This window comes from Runella defluvii, assembly GCF_014195535.1.
GTDB classification, from domain to species: Bacteria; Bacteroidota; Bacteroidia; order Cytophagales; family Spirosomataceae; genus Runella; species Runella defluvii.
Map to the genome: position 1 here is coordinate 349,203 of NZ_JACIBY010000005.1, position 24,193 is coordinate 373,395.

The 24,193-nt window shown below is 45.0% G+C and carries 20 protein-coding genes; 3 read left to right on the plus strand and 17 right to left on the minus strand.

Annotated features, from left to right (window positions below; translation table 11 throughout):
* Positions 1-72: 72 nt before the first annotated feature.
* The 12 genes from rimO to FHS57_RS14175 all read right to left on the minus strand — a co-directional run bounded on the left by rimO (position 73) and on the right by FHS57_RS14175 (position 11,119).
* Positions 73-1,380 (minus strand): 30S ribosomal protein S12 methylthiotransferase RimO, encoded by a 1,308-nt coding sequence (gene rimO / locus FHS57_RS14120; protein WP_183974638.1) that lies wholly within the window; start codon positions 1,378-1,380, stop codon positions 73-75.
* 104 nt (positions 1,381-1,484) lie between these two features.
* Positions 1,485-1,622: a hypothetical protein gene (locus FHS57_RS14125; RefSeq protein ID WP_183974640.1), complete on the minus strand. Its 138-nt coding sequence runs from the start codon at positions 1,620-1,622 to the stop codon at positions 1,485-1,487.
* A gap of 86 nt (positions 1,623-1,708) precedes the next feature.
* A complete protein-coding gene (locus FHS57_RS14130) occupies positions 1,709-2,362 on the minus strand; it encodes a hypothetical protein (protein ID WP_183974642.1) in 654 nt (217 codons plus the stop codon).
* Positions 2,363-2,522: 160 nt separating this feature from the next.
* Entirely contained in the window at positions 2,523-3,089 is a 567-nt protein-coding gene (locus FHS57_RS14135) for a hypothetical protein (protein ID WP_221225632.1), read from the minus strand.
* Positions 3,090-3,186: 97 nt separating this feature from the next.
* Entirely contained in the window at positions 3,187-3,693 is a 507-nt protein-coding gene (locus FHS57_RS14140) for a GbsR/MarR family transcriptional regulator (RefSeq protein WP_183974646.1), read from the minus strand.
* Positions 3,694-3,744: 51 nt separating this feature from the next.
* Positions 3,745-5,217, minus strand: a complete 1,473-nt coding sequence (locus FHS57_RS14145; RefSeq protein WP_183974648.1) for an alpha-amylase family glycosyl hydrolase — start codon at positions 5,215-5,217, stop codon at positions 3,745-3,747.
* Between the two features lie 12 nt (positions 5,218-5,229).
* Entirely contained in the window at positions 5,230-5,838 is a 609-nt protein-coding gene (locus FHS57_RS14150; RefSeq protein WP_183974650.1) for a riboflavin synthase, read from the minus strand.
* A 6-nt stretch (positions 5,839-5,844) separates the two neighbouring features.
* On the minus strand, positions 5,845-6,705 hold the full coding sequence (gene rfbA / locus FHS57_RS14155) for a glucose-1-phosphate thymidylyltransferase RfbA (protein ID WP_183974652.1): 861 nt from the start codon (positions 6,703-6,705) through the stop codon (positions 5,845-5,847).
* A gap of 333 nt (positions 6,706-7,038) precedes the next feature.
* The gene (locus FHS57_RS14160; RefSeq protein ID WP_183974654.1) at positions 7,039-8,079 is read right to left on the minus strand and encodes a DUF4097 family beta strand repeat-containing protein; all 1,041 of its coding nucleotides are present in this window, start codon (positions 8,077-8,079) and stop codon (positions 7,039-7,041) included.
* 88 nt (positions 8,080-8,167) lie between these two features.
* Positions 8,168-8,851, minus strand: a complete 684-nt coding sequence (locus tag FHS57_RS14165; RefSeq protein ID WP_183974656.1) for an MCP four helix bundle domain-containing protein — start codon at positions 8,849-8,851, stop codon at positions 8,168-8,170.
* 57 nt (positions 8,852-8,908) lie between these two features.
* Positions 8,909-9,547, minus strand: a complete 639-nt coding sequence (locus FHS57_RS14170; protein ID WP_183974658.1) for a DUF1684 domain-containing protein — start codon at positions 9,545-9,547, stop codon at positions 8,909-8,911.
* 81 nt (positions 9,548-9,628) lie between these two features.
* Positions 9,629-11,119: a tagaturonate reductase gene (locus FHS57_RS14175; RefSeq protein ID WP_183974660.1), complete on the minus strand. Its 1,491-nt coding sequence runs from the start codon at positions 11,117-11,119 to the stop codon at positions 9,629-9,631.
* 126 nt (positions 11,120-11,245) lie between these two features.
* Here FHS57_RS14175 and FHS57_RS14180 point away from each other — a divergent pair, with 126 nt between their 5' ends.
* Both FHS57_RS14180 and FHS57_RS14185 read left to right on the plus strand, forming a co-directional pair.
* Positions 11,246-12,427 (plus strand): GlmU family protein, encoded by a 1,182-nt coding sequence (locus FHS57_RS14180; RefSeq protein WP_183974662.1) that lies wholly within the window; start codon positions 11,246-11,248, stop codon positions 12,425-12,427.
* A gap of 62 nt (positions 12,428-12,489) precedes the next feature.
* Positions 12,490-14,163, plus strand: coding sequence for a hypothetical protein (locus FHS57_RS14185; protein WP_221225633.1), 1,674 nt, complete (start codon positions 12,490-12,492; stop codon positions 14,161-14,163).
* A 13-nt stretch (positions 14,164-14,176) separates the two neighbouring features.
* On the opposite strand, the gene FHS57_RS14190 is transcribed toward FHS57_RS14185, so the two are convergent.
* The 3 genes from FHS57_RS14190 to FHS57_RS14200 form a co-directional block, all read right to left on the minus strand.
* Positions 14,177-15,076 (minus strand): DMT family transporter, encoded by a 900-nt coding sequence (locus FHS57_RS14190; protein WP_183974665.1) that lies wholly within the window; start codon positions 15,074-15,076, stop codon positions 14,177-14,179.
* 109 nt (positions 15,077-15,185) lie between these two features.
* Positions 15,186-16,712 carry a SusD/RagB family nutrient-binding outer membrane lipoprotein gene (locus tag FHS57_RS14195; RefSeq protein WP_183974667.1) on the minus strand — a complete coding sequence of 509 codons (1,527 nt, stop codon included), beginning with the start codon at positions 16,710-16,712 and terminating at the stop codon, positions 15,186-15,188.
* A gap of 65 nt (positions 16,713-16,777) precedes the next feature.
* Positions 16,778-20,020 carry a SusC/RagA family TonB-linked outer membrane protein gene (locus FHS57_RS14200; protein ID WP_183974669.1) on the minus strand — a complete coding sequence of 1,081 codons (3,243 nt, stop codon included), beginning with the start codon at positions 20,018-20,020 and terminating at the stop codon, positions 16,778-16,780.
* Between the two features lie 409 nt (positions 20,021-20,429).
* Between FHS57_RS14200 and FHS57_RS14205 the strand changes: the two genes are divergently transcribed.
* A complete protein-coding gene (locus FHS57_RS14205) occupies positions 20,430-21,065 on the plus strand; it encodes a DUF1361 domain-containing protein (RefSeq protein WP_028525827.1) in 636 nt (211 codons plus the stop codon).
* Positions 21,066-21,295: 230 nt separating this feature from the next.
* Here the strand turns inward: FHS57_RS14205 and FHS57_RS14210 are convergent, their stop codons facing one another.
* Positions 21,296-22,762 (minus strand): M20/M25/M40 family metallo-hydrolase, encoded by a 1,467-nt coding sequence (locus FHS57_RS14210; RefSeq protein WP_183974672.1) that lies wholly within the window; start codon positions 22,760-22,762, stop codon positions 21,296-21,298.
* Positions 22,763-22,847: 85 nt separating this feature from the next.
* Positions 22,848-24,122: a DUF2851 family protein gene (locus FHS57_RS14215; RefSeq protein ID WP_183974675.1), complete on the minus strand. Its 1,275-nt coding sequence runs from the start codon at positions 24,120-24,122 to the stop codon at positions 22,848-22,850.
* Positions 24,123-24,193 lie beyond the last annotated feature (71 nt).

Consider the following 24,193-nt stretch of genomic DNA (forward strand, 5'->3'; position numbering starts at 1 on the left):
GTAAACATAGCTGTGTTCTATGTTTACTATGTGAAAAACTCTTATGTACTCTATGTTTTTAATGAATCTGCGTTATACCAACTGCCCGTACAAATCAAACTCTTCGGCGTTGTTGATTTTCACGTTGGCAAAATCCCCTACTCGAACGTACTGTTCGGCCGAAATCAACACTTCATTATCTACTTCGGGGGAATCAAATTCGGTACGGCCAATGAAATAACCACCTTCTTTACGGTCGAACAACACCTTGTACGTATTGCCAATTTTTGCTTGGTTCAACGACCACGAAATGTCTTGCTGCACCGCCATGATGTCGTCGGTGCGTTGTTGTTTTACGTCGGCAGGCACGTCGTCGGGCATGGTAAACGAGTGCGTCTGGTCTTCGTGCGAATAAGCAAATACACCCAAGCGGTCGAAACGGGTACGCTCGACAAACTCAAGGGTTTCTTCAAACATTTCTTCCGTTTCCCCTGGGTGACCTGCAATGAGGGTCGTACGCAGCGCAATGCCTGGTACTTTATCCCGAATGGTTTTGATGAGGTCTTCGGTTTTCTCGCGTGTGATACCACGACGCATGAGTTTCAGCATTTCGGTGCTACCACTTTGAAGCGGCATGTCCAAATACTTACAAATGTTGGAACGCTCGCGCATCACATCCAACACATCTAGCGGAAAACCCGACGGGTACGCGTATTGCAAACGAATCCAGTCGATGCCTTCTACATCGGCCAGGTGATTGAGTAACTCCGACAAATTGCGTTTTTTGTAAATATCCAACCCGTAGTAGGTCAAATCTTGGGCAATCAAAATCAACTCTTTCGTCCCACGACGCGCCAATGATTTCGCCTCGGTCACCAGCTCATCAATCGAACGGGACACGTGGCCTCCGCGCATCAACGGAATCGCGCAAAAACTACAAGGGCGATCGCAGCCTTCCGCGATTTTGAGGTAGGCATAGTGCGCGGGCGTCGTCAATAAACGCTCTCCTACAAGTTCTTGTTTGTAGTCGGCTTTGAGGGTTTTGAGCAAACGAGGGAGTTCATTCGTTCCAAACCACGCATCTACGGTAGGGATTTCAACCGCCAATTCGTCCTTATAACGATGTGACAAACAACCCGTTACATATACTTTATCCACCAGCCCTGCTTCTTTGGCATCGGCATAGCGAAGAATGGTATCCACCGATTCTTGTTTGGCATTGTCGATAAACCCACAGGTATTGACAATCACGATATTGGCATCGTCTTTTTGCGACTCATGGGTCACGTTGTAGCCATTGCCTTTGAGTTGGGTAAAGATATTTTCGCTATCCACCAAGTTTTTACTACAACCCAGTGTCACGATATTGACTTTGTTTCGTTTGGTTCCTTTGGTTTTCATTGATTATTTGTACGACTCTCCCGCTTTGGGTAAAGCCTCTTTTATTTCTTCCAAATGTGAAAGAATACTTGTTAAAACTACTAAGCGAGGGGAATAAAACAGAATTATGTATGAGGAACGATGAACTTGATACCATGCTCTTTTGCGGCTTGTTCTACGCCTTTTTCATGGATAATTTTTTTATCCTTAGAAATACGTAAAGCAATTTCTTTCAGCCGTTGATATTTTTCTTGTTCGCTCATAGCGACTTATTTTTTTACAAAATTACAAAAACCTCCCTGATGAACACTAGCTTACACAAACAAAGTTCGTAAAGTATTAACTATCTCTAAACAGCTGGCGCGTACAAGCAGCGGTCTTGCCGACGAGGCGTTAACTTTTTGACTTTGGTGGGTTTGGACTGCCTATCGGGTTTTACGCTCAAGTTCCAATAAAGACCCAACGAGGCAAAAGAACCAACGGGTCGTTTGAATGGAACAGCTACTTTCTCAAGTTGGGTAAAATGATTTCTTAAACAAGAGGCTTGCAGGGACACCCGCGTCGAGATTCGGTAGCGAGTCCCTAAGCCATACATAAAGCCTGCAGATTCGTTTGGAGAACCAGAAGCATACACAGTAACGCTTCCATTGGGTCTGACATATGCTACTTCCAAATAGACTCGCCACCTTTTTTTGCCTGTTCCTATGCGCGTGCCCATAAGTATAGAAGAATCTTCAATGCTATTTTCTAAGCATCGTGCATGAAGAAAAACTTCTGCAAAATGTCCTTCTATGGATTCAAAGTGCAACCCAAGGTTGGCGTTGACTAGCGCTCGTGGTGTCCAGGCATCAACTTGAGTTGCACCATAGCGAATTGCCTGAGATTTTTGAAAGATGGGGGCGGCATAGCTCATTTCGGCTTGCCAATAGCTGGTATTTGGGTATTGTGCCAAAGTTTCCTTGCCCAGAAGATACGCAAGCGTAAAGAAATAGAGGATTCTCATGTCATAGCCGTTATAATGATAAAACGGCTACTGGTATTATTTATTTCTTTTTTAGTTTTTGTTTGTTAATAGGTGGTGAACCATATAAGAAATATAAGGCCATATTAGGGTAAAAGCATTAAAGACAGACTCAAAGTGGCGGGATAGACCACTATTTTTTTCATAGTCCATAACGGGTTTGAGTAGCGAGGTGTATTCCTAGGGCGGTGATACTATTGGAGATGATTCCAAGCACGGGAATGATAAACCAAAGCACATATTCGTGCTTGATGGCAAAAGGCAAAATGAATTTGCCGCCCACTAAAACCCCTATCCAGACCGCCGCTGCAATAAGATTGGCGGCTGACCAATAGCCAAAGCGCCAAGAAGGAAATAACTTAAAGAAAACCCACTCATTGAAGCACTGGAATAGGTAGTACGTTCCGAACAAGATAAAAAGGAGATAGTCATCGTATTGGTTTGTCCACATCTTATCCACCATCACCACAATAAGCAGACCTGTTACCAACAACGTCACCAAATTCAGCAACCATAAGGTCATTGGTTTTTGTTTTTTATGAAAACTCTCCAATGCGACCCATTGTCCAATGACCAAAAACAACGGAAAAGGCATCATCATTAATAACCAACTTGCATAATAGGCGCCGATGGGCAATAACGCCCACAACCAAAACCATTTTTTGCGAAACGCCGAACGGATGTCTGGCGCTTGGGGCGGAAGGTTCATGACACGATTCATCTTTTTGTATATTTAGATATTTCAGAAATTATTGAAATCTAAAACTCAATAAATAGGCACCTAAGTGCCCGTTTGTTCGCCATTATTAGCGCAATAACTTGATTAGCGTCCCTAAGATTAAGCTTTCTTCCGCCTTCATTGCAGCATCTAAGGCTCCGTCTGCTAAGTTTACCACTCGACTGATGCTTTCGATGGTCGCATGGAATGTTTCTGAATCGGCATCACCCGCCCGAACAGGGACACTCCGAAGCTCATCTAGCAACTTAATGACAGGCTCAATCTCTCTTCTTCGACGTTCTTTTGCTACTTGTTTAGCTACTTTCCAAGCGTCTTTTTCGGCAAAAAAGTACTCTTTACGCTCTCCAGGACGTAATTCTTTAAAAACCAATCCCCAATCCATCAAATCCCGTAAGTTCATGCTTACATTTCCACGAGAAATTTGAAGCTGCGCCATCAAGTCTTCGGTCGTGAGCGGATTAGGAGAAATCATCAATAGCGCGTGAATCTGCGCCATCGTACGATTAATTCCCCATTGGGTCGCTAATGTTCCCCATGCCTGAACAAAGCGGTCTTTTGCCTCTTGTAATTCCATAGCCAAAAGTAAAACAAATTATTGTATTTTCAAAAATAATTGAAAATAAATTTATTCTCCCAACACTACACAACTAAACGGTGCCAACGAAATGGTATCGACCTTTTCAAAACGCGACGCGGTGTCAGTGGTCAATAGCAACTCGGTGGGCATGAAGGAGGCGAAATAAGTCACTGTTGTACTCGAAAGATTATGAAGTACCCATACTTCCTGCTCGGCGAGGCCACGCTTGAATGCGACCAAGCGAGGGTTGCGGTTGGGTAAAGGTTCGATTTGCCCGTAAAAACTACCGATGACGGCATTGGATTTACGGAAATGAATCAAGCGTTTGTAGTGATTATAGAGCGAATTGGGGTCATTTTGTTGCCCCACCAACGGGGTTACGGTCACGCTTTTGCTGTACTTGGGCTTCATCCATCGCGCTCGTTCGCGGTCGTGTTGACGATACCCCCACAAAAACGGCTCACGGATAAAATCATCGGGTTTTTGTCCCAGCATCCCCAATTCTTCGCCATAATAAACGTACGGCTGTCCTGGTAATGTAAAGAGCAAATTGGCTGCCACTTTCAAGTGCGTCTGCTTGCCGTGCAACACACTTCCAATGCGCGTTTGATCGTGATTGGTCAGCATCGTTGCATCAATAAAACGGGGATTTGTTTGGGCAAATACTTGACGATTTTTGGCCAGAGTGACAATCAAATGCACGGTATCTCGCTCTTCTGCCGTGATTTTTTGAAGCGCTAGACTCAAATCAAAGTTAAAATTGGCCGTCAGCCCGCGAAAATAAGGGGCTATTTTATCGGCTGCATTCCACACTTCCCCGACCAAATACACCTGCGGGTTTACTTTCTGCATTTCCGTCCGAAATTCGACCCAAAAATCGTAGTTTTTGTACTCTTCCCATTCGGGATAAATATGGCGTGCGGCGTCCAATCGAAAACCGTCCACGCCCATTTCAAGCCAATAGTTACCAATTTCATAAATCGCTTGGCGCACAGGTGGGTGGTCGCAGTTGAGGTCAGGCATTCCTTTCCAAAACAGGCCGTAGTATTTTTCCGTATTGCCCACCGCACTGTGCCAAGGCTTTCGTTCCCACGTATCGGGCGTAGCTTCGCGCGTGGCAATACCCAACGCCTCGATTTCCTCGGGACTTTTCCAATTATAATAGTTTCGGTAGGGACTCGCTTTACCCTTGGCCGACTCTACAAACCAAGGATGGCGCACACTCGTGTGGTTAATCACCAAATCTAGGATGACTTTAATACCGCGTGCGTGGGCTTCAGTCAGGAGGTTTTTAAAATCGTCGAGCGTTCCATATTCAGGTTCAATGCCATAATAATCAACGACATCGTATTTATGATAACTCGGTGACGGCTGAATCGGAGTAAGCCATATTGCCTCAACTCCAAATTCCTGAAGGTAAGGCAGCTTGGAACGAATGCCGTTCAAATCACCGATTCCGTCCCCGTTGGAATCGCAAAAAGAACGAACAAAAATTTCGTAACAAATTCGGGGGTGCGTCAAGATTTCCAAGGTTTATTTAACGGCAATGGGCGCCATTGATTTCGCCAAAATCTTCTGCATGTATTTCCCCAAAATATCAAACTCCAAGTTGACGATGTCACCCACCTTCAATTGATGAAAATTGGTATGCTCGTAGGTGTAAGGAATAATCGTTACGCGGAAGCCGTCATCGTGCGAGTTAAAGACCGTCAAGCTCACTCCATTGACACAAATCGAGCCTTTTTCTACGGTAATATTGCCCACAGCGGCATCGTACGTAAAATCAAACAACCAACTTCCACCCACTTCAGCGATGTAAGTACAAACTCCCGTTTGGTCAACGTGGCCTTGAACAATGTGCCCGTCAAAACGGCCATGCGCAGGCATACAGCGTTCCACGTTTACCTTTGTGCCTACTTTCCACTGGCCTAAGTTTGTTTTTTTGAGGGTTTCGTCCACCGCCGTCACCGTGTAGGTAGTTCCTTCAATGCTCGTAACCGTCAGACAAACGCCATTGTGGCTTACGCTCTGATCCACTTTGAGTTCGGGCGCCAAAGCTGCGCTCAACCTAAACGTCAGGTTCGTTCCTTCCGCAACAATTTCGACGATTTCGGCCGTCGCTTCTACAATTCCTGTGAACATCTGATTTTACTTCAAAATTCCTAGTAAATACTGGCCATAACCGCTTTTGAGCAACGGCTGGGCGATTTCGCGAAGTGCATCGGCCGTAATGAAACCCATACGGTAGGCCACTTCTTCGATACAACCGATTTTAAGTCCTTGGCGTTCTTCAATCACTTGAACAAATTGTCCTGCTTGCATCAACGACGCAAACGTACCTGTATCTAACCAAGCTGTTCCACGGTTCAACACCCCTACTTTGAGTTTTCCACGCTCCAAATACACGCGATTGATGTCCGTAATTTCAAGTTCTCCGCGCGGACTAGGTTGGATATTTTTGGCAATCTCCACCACTTCATTATCGTAAAAATAAAGTCCTGGAACGGCGTAATTTGACTTGGGTGCTTCGGGTTTTTCTTCAATTGAAAGGACGTTAAAGTCTTTATCAAATTCTACCACACCGTAGCGCTCGGGGTCGTGCACTTGGTAGGCATACACCACACCTCCATCGGGGTCGTTGTTGGCTTGTAATAATTTACTGAGTCCACTACCGTAGAAAATATTATCGCCCAACACCAACGCCACTTTATCGTCTCCAATAAAATCAGCACCAATAATGAACGCTTGGGCAAGGCCATCGGGACTGGGTTGTTCGGCGTAGCTAAATTCACAACCGATGCGACTTCCATCTCCTAAGAGTTTTTGAAAGTGCGGTAAATCATGGGGAGTCGAAATAATCAAGATTTCACGAATACCCGCCAACATCAAAATTGATAACGGATAGTATATCATTGGCTTATCGTAAACGGGCATCAACTGCTTACTAACGGCCAACGTGAGTGGGTGTAAGCGAGTGCCTGAGCCACCCGCCAAAATAATTCCTTTCATAGAATGCGGAAGTTCTAATTGTGTTTCGGTGATTTAGCATCAAAATTAGCTATTTCATTGTGAAACTCAGCACCAAAAAATAAAGTCCGCCAAAACTGGCGGACTTACTACGGTCTGACTATCGTAAACCCAGTCAGACGGCAGTCAGACTGAGATACGATTCCGAGGCGGTTTGACTATCGTCTGACCTTATTTCAGTCAGACGACAGTCAGACTTACGATTCCGAGGCGGTCTGACTATCGTCTGACCTTATCTCAGTCAGACGGTAGTCAGACTGAGATACTATTCCGAAGCGGTCTGACTATCGTCTGACCGAAAAATCGTCTGACCTATTAATCATTTACTGAAATAGAGCCCGCACTTGCACGCATCGACACCAACGTGCCACCGCCGTTGAGTGAGCCTTTTACACGGTCTTTTTCTACAATACCATTGAAGTTTTTAAGCGTACCTACGTTGACGCGATTAGCGCGTAAATCGAGTTCCATGCCTTTGTTGAATGGCATTTGAACGTGAATCCCACCTGCTGAAGTTGACAAGTCTAAAAATTGACCTACCGATACAATGTCAGCGTGGATACTTCCTGCGCTGGTGGATGCCCGCAACGATGCCGCTACGTCATTCAAACGAATCGAACCACCCGAAGTTGAAGCCGTCAACTCCCCTTTGATACCGCCACCTCTGATGCTTCCACCGCTCGTACTAGCTCTTAAAACCCCATCCACTTGGTTGAGCTCGATGCTTCCTCCTGAAGTTACGAGTTTGATGTCCCCTTTGCATTCGTCGGCATGGATGCTCCCACCGCTCGTACTGAGGTCGATTTGCTCACGGCATTTTGCCAAATGAATACTGCCACCCGATGTGCGTCCTTTAACATTTCCGCTCAATTCGTCTAAATGCAAGCTCCCACCACTGGTAGAGAAGCTTTGCGTTCCCGACAAGTTCGCCAAACGGATACTTCCCCCGCTCGTAACCAAATCGGTAGCGGTTTTTTCGGGAACAATGATTTTAAATGAAATACTCAATGAGCGTTTCCAATCCCATTTTTCGTCTTCGTTTTTGCGTTTCACGCGGCAAACGAGCGTTTCGCCTTCCATCGCCACGCGTACTTCGTATTCTTTGAGGCGTTCGTCAATTTCTTCTTTGCTCAATTCCGAACTGCCGTTCCAGTTGTTGGCGCGTACGTACATTTCGACTTTGGGTTCGTTGGTACTCCCTGCTACGCGAATGCTCCCGCCCGAGGTACGTACTTGAAGGGCTTTTACAGCCGAAGCGCTAAATGTTTTGGTAAAATAAGGGGTTTCGTTGTCCTTTTGAGAGAATGCGGCAAAAGCGACTAAAACGAACGATAATGTAAAGACGATGGCTTTCATGGTTGTATGAGTTTGTGTTTTGTTAAATAGATGCAAAACCTCAAGCTCAAGTTGCACACGAAGCGCTGTTTTTTCAAAAAGTTTTTCCCTAGTTCAAATGGAAAGGCTGGGAATCTTGGCGAATGATTTTGGAATTCACTACCAACGACACCACGATAGTGCCGATAATGATGGTAATGATGATTTGAAGGTTTGAAAGGAGATTGCAGTAATACGTCTCGGTGTGCGAATCTTTAATAAGTTTTTGCCCAACTACCGACTGAATTTTGGTCAGTTCACTCAACCGATGAATCGACTGCTGAAACAATTGGCTTCCTTCCGATTGAAACAACTCTTTTCCCTCTTGGGAGGCTGAGTGAGCAGCTAATCGTACAATTTTTTGTTCTAACGTCGCATAAGCTTGGGCGTGAGTCTTCAACGCATTGAGCGCTTTTACTTCCTCTTCCACCAACTTTGTTTTCTGAAACTCTACCAATAAGGAATCAATCTTGTGGGTATGAACCGAGAGTTGTTTCCCTAGTTCCTGCCACGAAGTAGAGGCATTCTTTTCTAGCCCTTGTTCTAACAACAAGCGCTTTGAGTATAAATGCTCGCTCAAATACACAATATCGACGGTAGGCACCAATCTATCTTGGTAAATAGACGACAGCGAGTGGTCGATGTTATCCAAACTCATGCGCGACACAAGGGCACTCAGCAAAATCACAACCATAATTCCGCCTAGAAGCAACGATGCTTTTACTTTTTGCTGAATAACAAATGACCATTTCATGAGGTGTCGCGTAGATTAGTTTACCAACGAATATAGGAAAAAAACTGTCTCTTTCCTTTATTCTTCGTGGTAGATTTTTTCGCCCGCCTCTATCCGCACAGGTAAGGTGTTTTCTTTGGGAGGAATAGGGCACGAATATTCGTGATTATACGCGCAGTAAGGGTTATAAGCTTTGTTAAAATCAATGGCCAACTTACCGTCGTTCACGTCTTCCAGTTTGAAATCTAAGTAACGTCCACCGCCGTAAGTTTCTTTGGGAGCAGTGGCATCACGAAACAGAATCGACAGTCCTGATTCGTGTTTATAAATCAGCAACCGATAGACGTTAAGGTCGGCAGCGGCGCTCTCGCCTGGCAACGTAAATTCCGCAAAGCCGTATTTTTCGTATGCTACCGTTGTGCCATCGGTCATTGGCACGTTGACTTTTTTATCAGTAGCGTGGTAAGGCACCACCGTGGCAGTTACTTTATAAATAGAGCTCGGAGAGAAATAATCAATGCCTTTAAAATCGTCCGTTTTACGGAAAGGAGACTCCTCCGAATCGCGGAAAAACTTGTCTTTGTCTTTGCGCTCTTGCACCATTTCCGCCGCATAATCCGCTTCTGACACGGTTGTTTCTTCTCCCAAAAATGTGTAGCCAATGACCCCAACAATAACCGCTACAATCAATCCGATGACAAATTTGTTTTTAAACATACTGGCTTAAAATTAATGAGACAAAGCGACGGCATCGCTTGAGGCGATGCCGTCGCAAGTAGTCTATCTATAAATTTATACTTACAAAATCGCTTTTTCGAGCGTTGCTTTGACCCCATTGTTCATCATTTCGGTCAACAACTCGGTGACCGTTTCGGCAAAACCTGCCAATTTGGTCAAGTTAGTATCCCAAATTTTTGTATTGCTCAACACCTCATTTACTAGCGTTCCCACCGTTTCTACCGTCACACCTTGCCATTGTTCAGAGAAATAGGCCGCTTGGTCGTCGTTGATGAGGTAGAAGCTCTCGCCACGCTGTCCAAAATACTGGTTGTTTTCGCTCTTTACCGCTTTCATAAAAAGCAAATAAGCCGCAAAACCTAACGCAAAGTGCTTAGGTACGGTGCCAAATTGCTTGTAATAACGCTGAATGGTGGCTACGTTACGAGCGTTCATTTTCGAGGTTTGTTGGAGCGTAATACCAATCAACTTTTGTTGAATGAACGGGTTACGGTAACGGCTCAAGATGTCGCCCGCAAATACTTTCAACTCCGCTAGTTGGTCTTCAAAAGGCAAGGTTGGCACCACTTCATCGTAAATAACACTTTCGTAGTATTTCGACATCGCAGGGTCTTGCATACACTGATACGTAATGTCAAATCCGCTCAAATACCCCAACGGAGCAGAAGCACTGTGGCTTCCGTTAAGGATGCGAAGCTTGCGCTCGCGGTAATAGGAAATATCTTCGTCAACAATCACATTGTCAAACAATTGCTCAAACGATAGCACTTTTTTCACGCGGTCGTCGCCCTCAATGGCCCACAAATAATACGGTTCGGCTACCGTCAATAGGCTATCTTCGTACCCAAGTTTTGCTTCCAATTGCGCCTGAGTAGCTGCATCGGGCTTCCCTGGCACAATTCTGTCCACCAAGGAGTTACAAAACTTAACGTGGTATTTCAACCATTTATTAAACAATTTACCAAGCTCATTATAAGCAGAAAGTTTTTCGACACACTCACGGAGTTTAAGACCATTGTCGGTAATCAACTCCGTCGGAATTACGACCACGCCTTTGTCTCTTTTTCCACCATAGGTGCGGAAGCGTTCGTACAAAAACGCCGTCAATTTGGCGGGAAACGATTGAGGTGGATTTTGAAAAATATTTTCTTCCACGTACTGAATTCCCACTTCGGTCGTGTTCGAGATAATTACTTCGAGGTGCGGATTGCGAGCCACTTGCAAAATACTGCGCCAATTGTCTTGTGCCGATACTACGCGGCTAATTGCCCCCACTGTCACGGCTTCGTCAATGGTTTCGCCGTTGCTGTCCACCCCACGCACACATACCGTATATAAACCATCTTGCTCGGCAAAATCGTCGGATAGACCTGCGGTAGATTTCACCACCACAATACGTCCGTTGAAAACGTGTTGTCTATTGGCTTGGTCAATCAAATAATCACACAACCCTCTGAGCAACACACCCGTACCAAATTGGAGTACTTTTACGGGCAAGTCAAGGCTATATTGGGTTTCGTTATCAACAATTTGTTTGGTTAATTTAGGCATGGTTCTAAAAGATTGAGCAGTTTGGTAGGTTAAAAATGTTTGTATTGGCAAACCTAATAAATTTTGCGCAAAACTTATCTTTGTGGCTACCAAAGGCTTACAAACTCTAATAGATTTTATTGATTTATGACCAATTTTATTTTGTACGACGACGCGGCCATCCGCCCTCATTTGCTCCCGTTCACGTTCACCCGTCCTGTTTCCGACGTACGTTGTGGAATTATGACTTTGACCGAAAAATGGGTGCATTACCTTGGTAAAACCCCTTCTTTTTTGACCGAACCCTACCTTCAGTATAAATTTCCGCTCATTACCACCCACGACAATACCTTCCTCAACGGTGCTGTTTGTGCCACCGTTGCCATCGCCAATGCCGTTGAAAAATTACAAGTAGGACAAGTATTAGTGGGTTCCAATGGCATTACAATTGCCTACCGTTCGCCGTTTGAAGTGGTACAGCCGCAGACTGAGCTTTCGGTCATTCCTTTTCCCGAACCTATTACGGTTATTCAACATGTATGGGACATTTTTGTGGAAAACGGCGCGCAAATCAACGCTGATTTTGCAGCCATCACCCACCAGCGAACTTCCCAACCACTGAACGACCCACACACGCATTGCTATGCCCCTGAGCGTATTTTTATCGAAGAAGGAGCCAAAGTACGTGCGGCGATTTTAAACGCCGAAAATGGCCCCATTTATATTGGCAAAAATGCAACCATTTGCGAAGGCAGTGTGGTCATGGGTCCATTTTCACTGGGAGAAAGCGCGACCGTCAACTGGGGAGCAAAAATGCGCATGAACACGACCATTGGGCCTCACTGTAAAGTAGGAGGAGAAATTAGCAACTCTGTTCTTTTTAGTTATAGCAACAAAGGCCACGACGGTTTTTTGGGGAATTCAGTTCTTGGTGAATGGTGCAACCTAGGTGCCAACTGCAACAACTCTAACCTCAAAAACGATTATACCAACGTAAAGCTGTATAGCTACGCCACGCATACCCTCGAAGATACGGGGCGCTTGTTTTGTGGTTTGTTTATGGGCGACTACACCAAAGCGGGCATCAGCACCATGTTCAACACGGGGACAGTTGTCGGGGTCAATGCCAACGTTTTTGGGGCAGGATTTCAGTCAAAGCACATCCCTTCGTTTTCGTGGGGAGGCGCTGCCGAAGGCACCACCGAATACCGTCTCGAAAAGGCCATTCAAGTGGCCTACGAAACAGTTAGCAGACGAAACGTTCGTTTTGGAGAAATAGAACAAGACATTTTAAGAAGTATATTTGAGCAGACTCGGCCGCGTTTATAAAATTTTCGTTCGTTACTACTATGACATTGCGTTGGTATTTTTTCTTAACCCTAGGGCTATTTTTGTCCATCCAAAACAGTTATGCACAAACTGACACCTTGGTGGTGCGGGGAAAAATCGAAAACCTTACGGCACGTCTTTATCGACAAGCGTCGGAGGTGGTGGTCGCACGGGTCAATATTTTACAACCCAACCACGAAATCATACGGGCTGCCCCTTTGCAACCCAACGGTAGTTTTGAACTCAAAATGCCCCTTATTTTTCCCAAAGAAGAGTGTTATTTGACGTATAACAACGTCGTGATGCCCTTCTTGGGAAGTAAAGGCGTCGTTGAAGTGACGATTTATGCCGATTCTTTGGCCAAAAGTGATATTCCACTCCGCTTTGCAGGAGTCAATGCCGAGGTGAATAATTTGCACGCTCAGTTTTATATCCAACGCAAAAAGTGGCTGGAAGCCAACCCTGCAACAACGACAAACACCACTGACGCAAGCAAATACTGGCAGCACTTAGATACCGAAAGTAACCGACAAATTGCGTTTTTTCGCTCTCTTCCAGCCTTTACTAAAGCTCCTCCCTTGCTAGAAGAATGGGTGGTTTCTTCAATTGAAAATACCGCCAAAGCGCAATTGTATTCTTTTTTGCAGCAAACTCTACAGCGTGTGCCAAATTCACTTTGGGTGATTTCTTCGACCGAGACTGAGCAACGAACAACCCGCATGGGGCCTCAAGGAAAGCCGATTGTTACCGTTGCCGACTTAGACCAATCGAGTTTGCTTACTTTTGCACGCGCAGATTTTTTTCAGCAATTCAGCGCCCACGCGCAGCTGACCACCCCTGCCCTCTCTATCAATACATTGCCTGTTGCCAAAGTTGCGTCACTCATTCTTACCTACATTCCTGACATCTCCGAAGAACAAAAAAGCAAGCTACTGGAAATATCACTGGGTGGCTCGGCCAAAACGCGGGATTTGACGATGCTCAATACCCTTTTCAGCAAAAAACGCGATACGTTAGAGGTAATCAATACGTTTGAACTTGAAAACCGAAAATATAGCTTCTATTTTGGAGACAGAGGAGTCGATTACCTCAACGCGACGTTTTATGTTAGACACCTCTACACCGCACCTATTTTAAATAAAATGGTCTGGTACCAACACATTCGCCCTACCTTGACTTCGCCCTATTACCAAAAATCGTTGGACGAACTGCATCACATCGAGTGTAACGACTCCACCGCCATCAATGAAGCACACGACATTATAGATTTGCAAACCCAAGGAAATTTCGAAGCAGAATTGGGAAATGGCATTACGCTCTACCAAAAAATCTACATGGGCGGGCGTGAGTTTTGGGATGAAATCAAAAGAAAAGTACGGGGAACACCCACCTATTTGCTCTTTTGGACCAACGACGAATACGGAATGCGCGCCCTTGCTGAAGCCCGTCAGCTAGAAGCGTCTTTGCCGAAAGGGCAGCTTAATTTTGTCTATTTGTCAGAATACAAAGAGAGCACTAACGTGTGGGTTGAAAATGTGGTCAAACGTAAATCTAGGGGACTGCACGGAAAACTTACCCAAGACCAAAACGAATTTTTAGAAGCGGAATGGGAAATAACACGAGCTCCTTATGCTGTTATTCTGGATGCCCAAGGCAGGTACATCAAACGCGACGCCCCCCTTCCTGGCGACCGCGAAGGATGGAGCAAGATTTGGCCAAAGGTTTTTAAGAGATAGATAAAGACAGCGATTATCCTTTAGAAAAACGGCTGTTGAGTATCGGGTACAAAATTACTGTCAGTAAAATAACACCCGTTCCTGCATAAAAACCTGCGGTCATGCGCTCATTGAGAATAAAATACGCCAGCGCCATGCCATACACAGGTTCTAGGTTGATGGTAAGGTTGAGGGTAAAAGGGGACATTTTTTTCAGCAAATGCACGCCTGCCGAATACGCATAAACGGTACAAACACTGGCCAAAATTCCCAACCACAGCCAATCCATGCTTTGAGGAACAACCTGTGCTTGTGTAAGGCCGCTCACCATTCCAATACCCACTAGCCCAAGAAACATCCCCATGGTAGCACCGCTCATTTCATAAAAAGTAATGACCAAAGCAGGATGGGTTTTGACAAAACGGCTATTGGCAATCGTAAACAAGGCGGCCAGCAAGGACGAAATCAGCGCCAAGCCCAAGCCCCACGATTGGTCAAACTCAAAACGAAAAATCAGGTAAAGCCCCAACATTACTAACAGGCTCATCAGAATTTCTAACGGTCGTACTTGTTTACGGCTAAACAACGGTTCCAACAAAGCCGTAAACAATGACGTAGTGGACATTCCTGCCAAACATACCGACGCACTTGATACGTGGGCAGAGGCAAAAAACGTCAACCAATGAACGCCCATAATCACGCCTACGCCCAGCATTTTATTACGGTCTTGGGGCGCTACTTTTTTCCATTCTTTGCGTAGCGTAAGCACCAAAGCCAAGCCAATGGCCGCTAAAAGTGTCCGAAAGAACGTCAGACTAACCCGCGACAAATCGGCGTTGATTAATTTTCCCAAAATGGCCGTAAAGCCCCAAATAATGACCAAAAAATGCAGGTGTAAGTAATCGAACAGGGTAGGTTTGGGCGAGGTGTTCATCAGTGTTGGTATTAGACGACAAAGGTACAATTATAATACAAAAAAGAAGGCAGCGCCGTGGCGCTGCCTTCTGTACATACGAAATCAACGAATCGTTTTTTGGGCGTAATTAGTCAATATCCCAGAAGATTTTGGTAGAAAATACATCCACCGTTCCTTGGGCATTTACGTTGGCTGAGTTTGAACCACCTTCAGAGTTTGGATAGAATAAACGAACGGGGCGTTTTGCATCAGGTACGCCCAAGCTTTGTGGCGTAACAGGCACACCCGTTTTACGGTATTCTGCCCATGCTTCTAAGCCAGTGAAGTTACAAGAAGCAAGCCATTTTTGGTAGGCAATTGCCGTAAGCTTGTTGGTTGAAGCTACGTAGTCGTAGTTCTCAATTTTACTTCCTTTAAACGCCGCCGCTCCAGTAGTGGCTGCTCCCAATGCTCTGAATGATTGGACTAGACCTTCTTCAAAGTACGACTGTGCCGTTCCTGCCAAGCTTACTCCAGTTCCGAATTTCTCTTTTGCTTCTGCCAAGTTCAATTGGATTTCTGCTGCTGTCATGATAAGGTACGGGCGGTTAAACGCACCTTTGGCAATGATACTTGGCCCAAGCGCCGAAACAGTAGTTGGCAAATAGCCTGAGCTTGCACCGAAAGGTACACCTGCATAGTTGGCAGCCACTTCGGCACGGGTACTTACACCCGCTGTGCTACCTTCGCCACCGATGGCGTAGCCAATACGTTTCAAGCGAAGCGTATCGCCAGAAGTTTTGAGTCCATCAATCAAATACTTTGTAAGGCGAGGGTAATTGTTCAACGCTTTTTTAGCACCAGCGGCGCTATAACCCCAGCTTTCATAAATTGGGTTCATTTGACCATCCGCTGGCTGCCAGAAAGAGGCACTACCAATACCTACATCTTCGCCCGTGATGAAACCAGAACCTTCCGTTACAATTTTATTGATTTCGGTTTTGATAGTTGCTTCTTTAGCAGCTACACGTGCCTGACGCATCAAGATGCGTAATTTAACAGAGTTCGCAAAACGAATCCATTTGGTGTTGCTACCCGCAAAAACAATATCTGAACCTGCAAAAGCACTGGCAAACGCATTGGCTTTTAAGTCCACTATTGCGTCATCAAGAAGTTTGATAAGATTGTCATAAACCGACTGTTGCTCATCAAATTTAGGAGCCAATGAAGATACCCCTTTCAAAGCATCCGTGTAGGGAAGGTTTCCGTACATGTCCACCAATTGTTGGAACAATAACGCCTTCATTACTTTAGCTGGCCCTTTCAAAAACTTCTGGTTTTGCGCATCCGCATTATCAATAACCACCTGATAATCTTGGAGGTTGTCATAGTAGCCATCCCAGTAATTAAAATCACCATTGGTGAAATTATACGTAAAAATGGTTGTGCTCAAGATATAACCGTTCGACTGCGTCCATTGTCCCGACCAGTACGAAGCGGTTTCGTTTGGCCCCAGCATGTTAGATGCCGTTTGACGAAGCGCATTGGTAAAAATATAGTTTGGCGATGCCGTTGGCAACGAGTTGGGGTTGGTGTTTATGTCTAGGAATTGCTCGTTACAAGCAGTACTTAGCAAGGCCAACACCGCAATGAGAAAATATGATTTTAATTTCATTGTGAACTTCTTTATAAGGTTGTAAAAAATTGAGAAACATCCAGAAACTGTCTGCTGCTCTCCTCTTAGAATGTCAAGTTAAGGCTTACACCATACTGACGAACAGGTGGCGTTTGCCCTGTCGTGTTGATACCCACGTTGTTACTTCCACTTGGTGCTGTAACCGCCGAAATCGTTCCTGTAAAGCTGTTGGTAGCTACGTTACTAAACTCAGGGTCGGTGTAGTAGTTTTTCTTATCAACAATCGTGAACAAGTTGCGTCCGAAGAACGCGATTTCTGCCCGTGAGAATACCTTTGTTTTCTCCATAAGGCTAGTAGGTAGCGTGTAAGCAAGGTTTACATCTCTTAATTTGATAAACCAACCTGGAGTTACGAAGTTTTCCGAAATCAAACGGTAGTTGTCCACCCAATATCCATATTCAGACTCGCGAACATTGATGTTGGTATTTGGCGTCACTGTTTTACCATCGGCATTAAGCGTTGCTGAGTTTGGCACCATTTGTGGGTCGCGGTTCTCTGTCCACTTACCTGCCCCTGTAAAGGTCATCTGACGGCCTAAGTCGCTAAACATCACGTTTCCACCACGGTACTCAAAGTTGAAGTTAAACGTCAAGTTACCGTAGCTAACTTTTGAACCTAAACCCGCAATGTGGCGTGGCAGTGTTCCCCCTCTGTTGACCAAAGCCGTATTAAGAATAGGATAGCCAGTAGTTGGGTTAACAAGAACGTAACCCGAGCCATCTGGAGCGTATGTATATCCATTTGTTTTGAGCATTGGAAAACGCTCACCTTTGATTACATTGGTTGTAGCATAGGTGAATCCGCCATATTGGAATTCATTGATACCAGGGTAAAGGTCAATTACCTTGTTGTCGTTGTAAGAATATCTCACACTCACATCCCAGTTAAGTTTGCTTCCACGAGCGATAAGGTACTTAAATTCACCCTCATATCCCCAGTTTTTGGTTTCACCTACGTTGATAAGCAAGTTGCTAAAACCAGTAGTGTTTGGTACACGTACGGTGATTACTTGGCCTTTCGAAGTTTGGCTATAGGCCGAGAACTCTAAATTTACGCGGTTATTAAACATCTGAAATTCAGCGCCAATCTCACCAGAATATACAATTTCAGGCTTTAGGTTGGCATCAGGAAGTGTGTTACCCACGGTCAACCCTACCGTGTTTCCAAATGGGAAACCACTACCGTTAGGATACGTCAAGTCCAATCCGTAAAGAGGAATGTTGTCGTTCGCATTTTTGTTGTAGTTCATCCGCACTTTAGCGAAGTTAAGTACATTGCTCTTCAAACCAGGGAAGGCGTCGGTTGGGATGAACGACAAACCTGCTCCATAGTATAAATACGACCAATAATTTTTGTTACGTGCAGGTTTGTAGAAACGAGACGTGGCATCATAACGGGCAGAAGCATTAAGAATCAACCAGTTTTTATAGTTAGAACTGATGTCAGCATAATATCCATAACGACGCTCCATGGTGTTTCCTTCACCACCCCCTAAGATACCTTGACGGTTCGATACGTTATACACATCAGGTACAACAATAGAAGACGAACTGATGGCAATCGCTTTGGTGTAACGCTGATACAAGCTTCCCCCCAAAATCAAGTTGTTTTTGAAGTCACCAAAATCTTTGTTTACGTGTGCTTGGAATTCGTTGTTGATGACATTTTCTGTGCTTGAGTAATCTGAAACACCTCCTAAGATGTCAGAAATAGCACGGTAGATACCCGTTCCGTCCACATCGTCGATACCCCAAGGAGCAGGAACAAATGCTTTTGTTTTTGCCCAGTCAGAGTAAAGGAACTTGCTCGTGTAGTTTTTACCCGTACGTGAGTTGTTCATCACTCCCAAACGGTTTACTAATCTCAACCAATCCGTTGCTCTAAATTCCAAAGCAATGTTGCTTGAAATATTGGCATCTTTGTAGTTGTTACGGTTGATGTCCTTATTAAAATAAGGGTTGTTGTAGTAGTCGTTGTAATACCCATTAGGGTTCGCAAACTTATTGTTTTGCCAATCGCGCAAGTCGTACAATGGCAAGTTGGCAGGCTGGTTCAATACGTCGTTATAGAAATCGGCAGACGTACGATCATACTTTGCTTGGGTATAGTTAGCCGTGAAGCTCGCCGTCAAACGCTTGTACTCTTTCGACGCCGCGAAACGAATCCCCGTTCTATCACTTTTATCTTTAGGAACAATACCCGCAATTTTCTGATTTTCTAATGACAAACGGAACGTTGTTGATTCATCACCGCCTTCAAAGTTGATTTGGTTGTTCATTGACACTCCTCTATCGAAGGTCTTACGACGAACATTGTCAAGGGCAGCATACGGAATTTCTAATTTTGAACCATCTTCCAATACCCGTCCCTGAATACGCATCGAGCCATCAAAAGCATCTCCGTACTGTTGGTTTTCGTAAGGGCGCCAGTTTTGTTTCAAACGATCAAGGTGATTGGTCAAATATCCTGCTGACCCGAAAGAGGCAGCGTAGTGTGACCCTGACCCATATTTATTTTGAAACTGTGGTAAAAAGCTAATTTCTTCAAAGTTGGTACTGTTGGTATAGTTTACTTTCAACTTTCCTTTTGCACCTTTTTTGGTTGAAATAACAATCGCACCGTTGATACCCGCCGAGCCATAAAGCGTAGCCGCCTGACCACCTTTCAATACTGTCACGCTCTCGATGTCGTTGGGGTTGATGAGGGCCAATACCGTCGAGGTTGTTTGCATACCATCAACCACGACAAGCGCTTCATTATTACCTGTCAATGACCGATACCCACGCAATACCACCTTCACCGAAGGGTCAACGCTGTTATTTACGTTATAAACAGCCAAACCTGTTACTTTACCCGCAAGCGCTTGTGCCAAACGAGGTGCACGCCCAAGCGTGATGTCTTCGTTGGCTACTTTTGCATACGAGTAATTGATTTCGCGTTGGCTTTTACGAATTCCTTGCGCCGTTACTACTACTTCTTGCAATTGTGAAGCGTCTGCTACGAGCTTTACATTCACCACAGATTGAGCACCTACTGCAACTTCTTGCGATTTAAAACCAATGAAACTGAATACTAAAACAGCATTGTTTGGGACAGCAATTTGGTAAGTACCTTCCGCTGTTGTGTTTGTACCGCGGTTAGAACCACGAAGCGTAATGTTTACCCCAGGAAGAACAGAACCGTCGTCAGCGGTTACTTTACCCGAAATCGAGCGGTCTTGGGCAAACAACGTGAGGCCACAAAATAGCATCGCCACTGCGGCCAGCAGTGTAAACCTTTGTTTCATACTTTTACTTGTTTTTTAGTTTAGATTAAGAAATACTTCCGCGGGTAAATCTAAAGAAGATACTATCTGCCGAGATGAAAATTAGATTAAAGTTATTTTGCATATCTACAAAACCCCCAAATCTATCTACCAAAACCCCCTCTTTAATGACGTTTTGCCATTAAAATAGCTATTAAAACCTTTCTTTGTTCGTTTTACTCTCTCACAAAGAGCTTACATTTCTATTTTGGTTTTAGTACTTTTTCAATAATGGCTTTTTCTCTTCTTCTTGCCCTAAACAAATATCAAGTCATCTCCACCCTAAAAAAAAGACTTTAGTCATCTTTTCAGCGAAATAAAAATGGGCTTTCCTATTGACACAGTTGATTGGTTTATTTTACTTTGTATTTCAAAGTTCTTTTTTATAAAAATGAAAAACAAAAACCATCTACTCGCTGCGGTGTCGCTCATAAGCATCATTTTGCTTTGTGGCCGCGTTACGTTTACCGAAAACTTTGGAGGAATTTTCCTTACGTGGAATCTTTTTCTGGCTTGGGTTCCGTTCGGAATCGCCTGTATTGTAGAAGATTTGGCTCAGCACCGTTTTATCCACCAACGGGGAGTACTCTTAGGAGCAGCAGCTTGGCTGTTGTTTTTTCCCAATGCTCCTTACCTCATCACCGACCTAATTCACCTGAGGGCTTCCCCCGACCATTTGATTTGGTACGATGCGTTGATGAGTTTTTCGTTTGCGTTGGCAGGACTACTAACGGGCTTTTATTCTGTCCTGAAAATCCATGCACTTTTGGAGGATTATTACAGCCGAATCACCAGTTGGCTGCTGATTGGGGGGAGTTTGGTCGTCGCAAGTTATGGAATCTACTTGGGGAGGTTTGGTCGTTGGAATAGCTGGCACGTGGCTACTCATCCTTTATCGTTGGTTCGGTATATTGGGAATAACCTACTACACAACCCTGTAGCACTACAACTCACGCTGGCATTTTCCTTCGTGATGTTGTCCACCTATGGGGCATTTTGGGTATTGGCACGCTCTAAAGCTGAGTAATGTGTTTCCTGTTTGGGGTTATCAGGCGGGTTGTGAGCAACCCTTAGCACGAGCATTTGCCTTTTGCTTCTTGCCTTTTGTTCGTTATCAGGCGGGTTGTGAGCAACCCTTAGCACGACGTGAGCCCCCCTTAGCACGAGCATTTGCCTTTTGCTTCTTGCCTTTTGTTTGTCCTTCGGGCGGGTTGTGAGCAACCCTTGGCACGACATGAGCAACCCTTGGCACACTTATCAGTCCGTCCATTTCCAATCTTTGCCAAGAACCAACTCTTTTTTGAGCCCTTGCGCCACCATTAAATCGCGGGTTTTGTAGGTATCTAGTTTTTGGGCGGGCAAATCGTTGGCATTGGCCAAAGCATAAAGCAGCATGGCCGAAAAACGAACGCCATTGACCATTTCATCGCGATTAATCAAATCAAATTTGTCACAATCAGCGTGATAGCATCCATAGACATTAGCGCCGAGTCGTCCCGCAGGTGCTCCCGTCGGAATGCCTTCCAACATAAACGGTTGGTGGTCTGAATGGAGTCCTGCACGGCTGCTAACGATGTTTGAGTAGGTATCGTCCACTTTTTTGATTTGTTCCCCCACCGCTTGGAAGAACGGAATCAGTTCGTCGCGCCCTCCCACGCTCATTCCAAACACATTGTTGGTCATGTCGAGGTTCATCATAAACTTGACCTTCTCAAGCTGTTTGGCCTTGGCCAATTCTTTCACCATCTGCCTCGAACCTAGCAAGCCTTGCTCTTCCCCCATAAACAACACGAAATCAATCGTCCGTTTAGGCTTGATTTTTAAGGCTTTAAACGTACGAGCAATGTCCATAATCGTAAATGACCCTAGGCCGTTATCGGCTGCGCCCGTTGCCAAATCCCACGAATCAAGGTGCCCTCCAATCACGATTCGGTCGTCGCTTTTGCCTGGAATCGTGGCAATGACATTCCTTGCTTTTATTTTTTTACTCACGTTGGTCATATCCACAATGGCATGGAGGTCGTTGTCCACCTTCATCCAACTCCGAATTTCTTCGCCACTTTCACGCGAGATGTTCACGGCAGGAATACCTATCAACGCCCCCGTCACCGAGGCCGTCCCTGTCAAAAGCACATTCCCTACCACTTGGTTGACGGTGATAATCGCATTTGCGCCATATTTGATGGCCAAGGCCGTTTTTTCGGAACGGTGCAAATTCTTTTGCCCTGCTTTTCCGTTGACCAATCCAATATTTACTAGCGCTACTTTGCCTTTGATAATGTCTTTGACCGCTTCAAAATCTTCTTCCAAGCCATTTCCCACGTCCACTATTGCCCCGCTAACTTTGGCACGAACGGGCGAATGCGCCAACGCCACCACGGGCACTGTCCTGAAATTATCACTTTTGTTGGGCACTACGTCCAACGTCACGGTGTCACGCATCCACGATTCTACCTCAAACGATTGGAACTTAACATCTGTGTAGCCGTATTTTTTGAGAAGATTAAACGCATACTGTTCTGCCTTGGCTCCGTTTGGACTTCCCGTCAGACGATGTCCGATGGTCGAAGTAGCATCGCCGAGGGTTTCGTACGCTTGGCTATTTTTCAGGGTTTCGTTGTTAATTTTTTGAAAAGCCGAGACAAATTCGCTGTTGTCTCGAAATGCAACAATTACGCAAAAACTCGCACTGACCAAAAAGGAAGGAAAAAGGTGGCGATACATGGGGGCTTGTATAGTTTTACAACTTTAAAGAATACAAAAATAGTAAGTGTTTGGTTTAAAAAGAATCTAAGTATTTATCTAACGGTCAGGGAGATTTCAGCAACGATGTACCAATAGCACACTGCAAACATCCCTTTTTTACACAAAAATGGGTATAGAGTTCGATAATAGCTTGGGAATCAAAGGCTGTTTTTGATTCTATCCCCATCTGATGCCACCTATCGGTGAGGTGGTTTGTTTCGGCAGGAAGTTGTTCCAATAATTCGGTTGCTTTGGTCATAAAATCTAGATTATCTTTTGCTTCAGCATAAGCTGCTACTAAAGGAACGACCGTATTGACAACAATATTTTCGACTGATGCTTTTCCTAAGGTAGCTACTTTCGCTGCCGTTGTTTTTTGAAAGTGATAATGTGTCTGCCAATAGTCCGACTGCTTGGCGCGGAGTACCTCCTCCAATTTTTTAACATTTTCACCATGAATAAAGAGTGAAAACAGGCTGGGTTGTTGCTGGATAAACGCCGCCAACTGCGCCAGTCGCACCGTGGGAAAATTGGCAGGACGCAAGCGCAAAAACTTCCATTCGTGGGCCTGTAGTTGGGTGGACTTTAAACTATATTTTGCCGCCAAAAACGCGTACTCTTTCTGCAAAGACAGTGCGTATTCGTCTGCGGGAATCAAAAGTCCCGCTTGTCCAAACAACAGGGCTTCTAGTTGAAAAAGGTTATCGCGGTGTTTGTGAAGAATTTTCAGGGGCAATCCCTGCGCCAGCCGAAGCATCGGTTCGGCATTGACTTTAAAACCGAAGTTTTGGGCTAACAATTGATACGTCGTTTCTTCCCAATCTTGGTGGTTTTGGGTCAACAACTCCAATACGCCCTGCGCTTTACGCTCAAGACGCTGCGTAGCCGCGCGGTCGAGCATCATGCGTTTTTGCAAGTTCGAAACCGCTCCCAATTGGTTTTCACACGGAATCGTTGCTTTGCTTCCTATCAGTACGTGATATTTGTGCAACAGTTTGGGAGAGGTAATGTTTTTTAAAGCCAAGGTAGGAACTGCCGTGCCATCGTGCCGACAAATATCCGTATCGTTTTCCCAAACTACGTGCAAAACAACGCTCTCGTAGGCACGGTCGGTGGTATGGGCATGTCGGTGCCAGTCTGAGCTTCGCAAGTGCATTTCGATACTTCCTGCCCATTCGATATTTTCTACAATGACGCGCCCATTGATAAAATCGGGGCCTGCATTGGCGTTTCGTTGTCCAATGGCCAGTACTTGGAGCGATTCTCCCGCCGTAGTTGTGAGGTGAGCAGCGTCAAAATACTGAAACTGCCACAAGAAGTACAGAAAATCTTCGGACATAGCGCTTTATTGAAATAATTTTGAATTAAATTGAGTTAAATAGGTATATTGATAGTTCTATACCTAGTTTT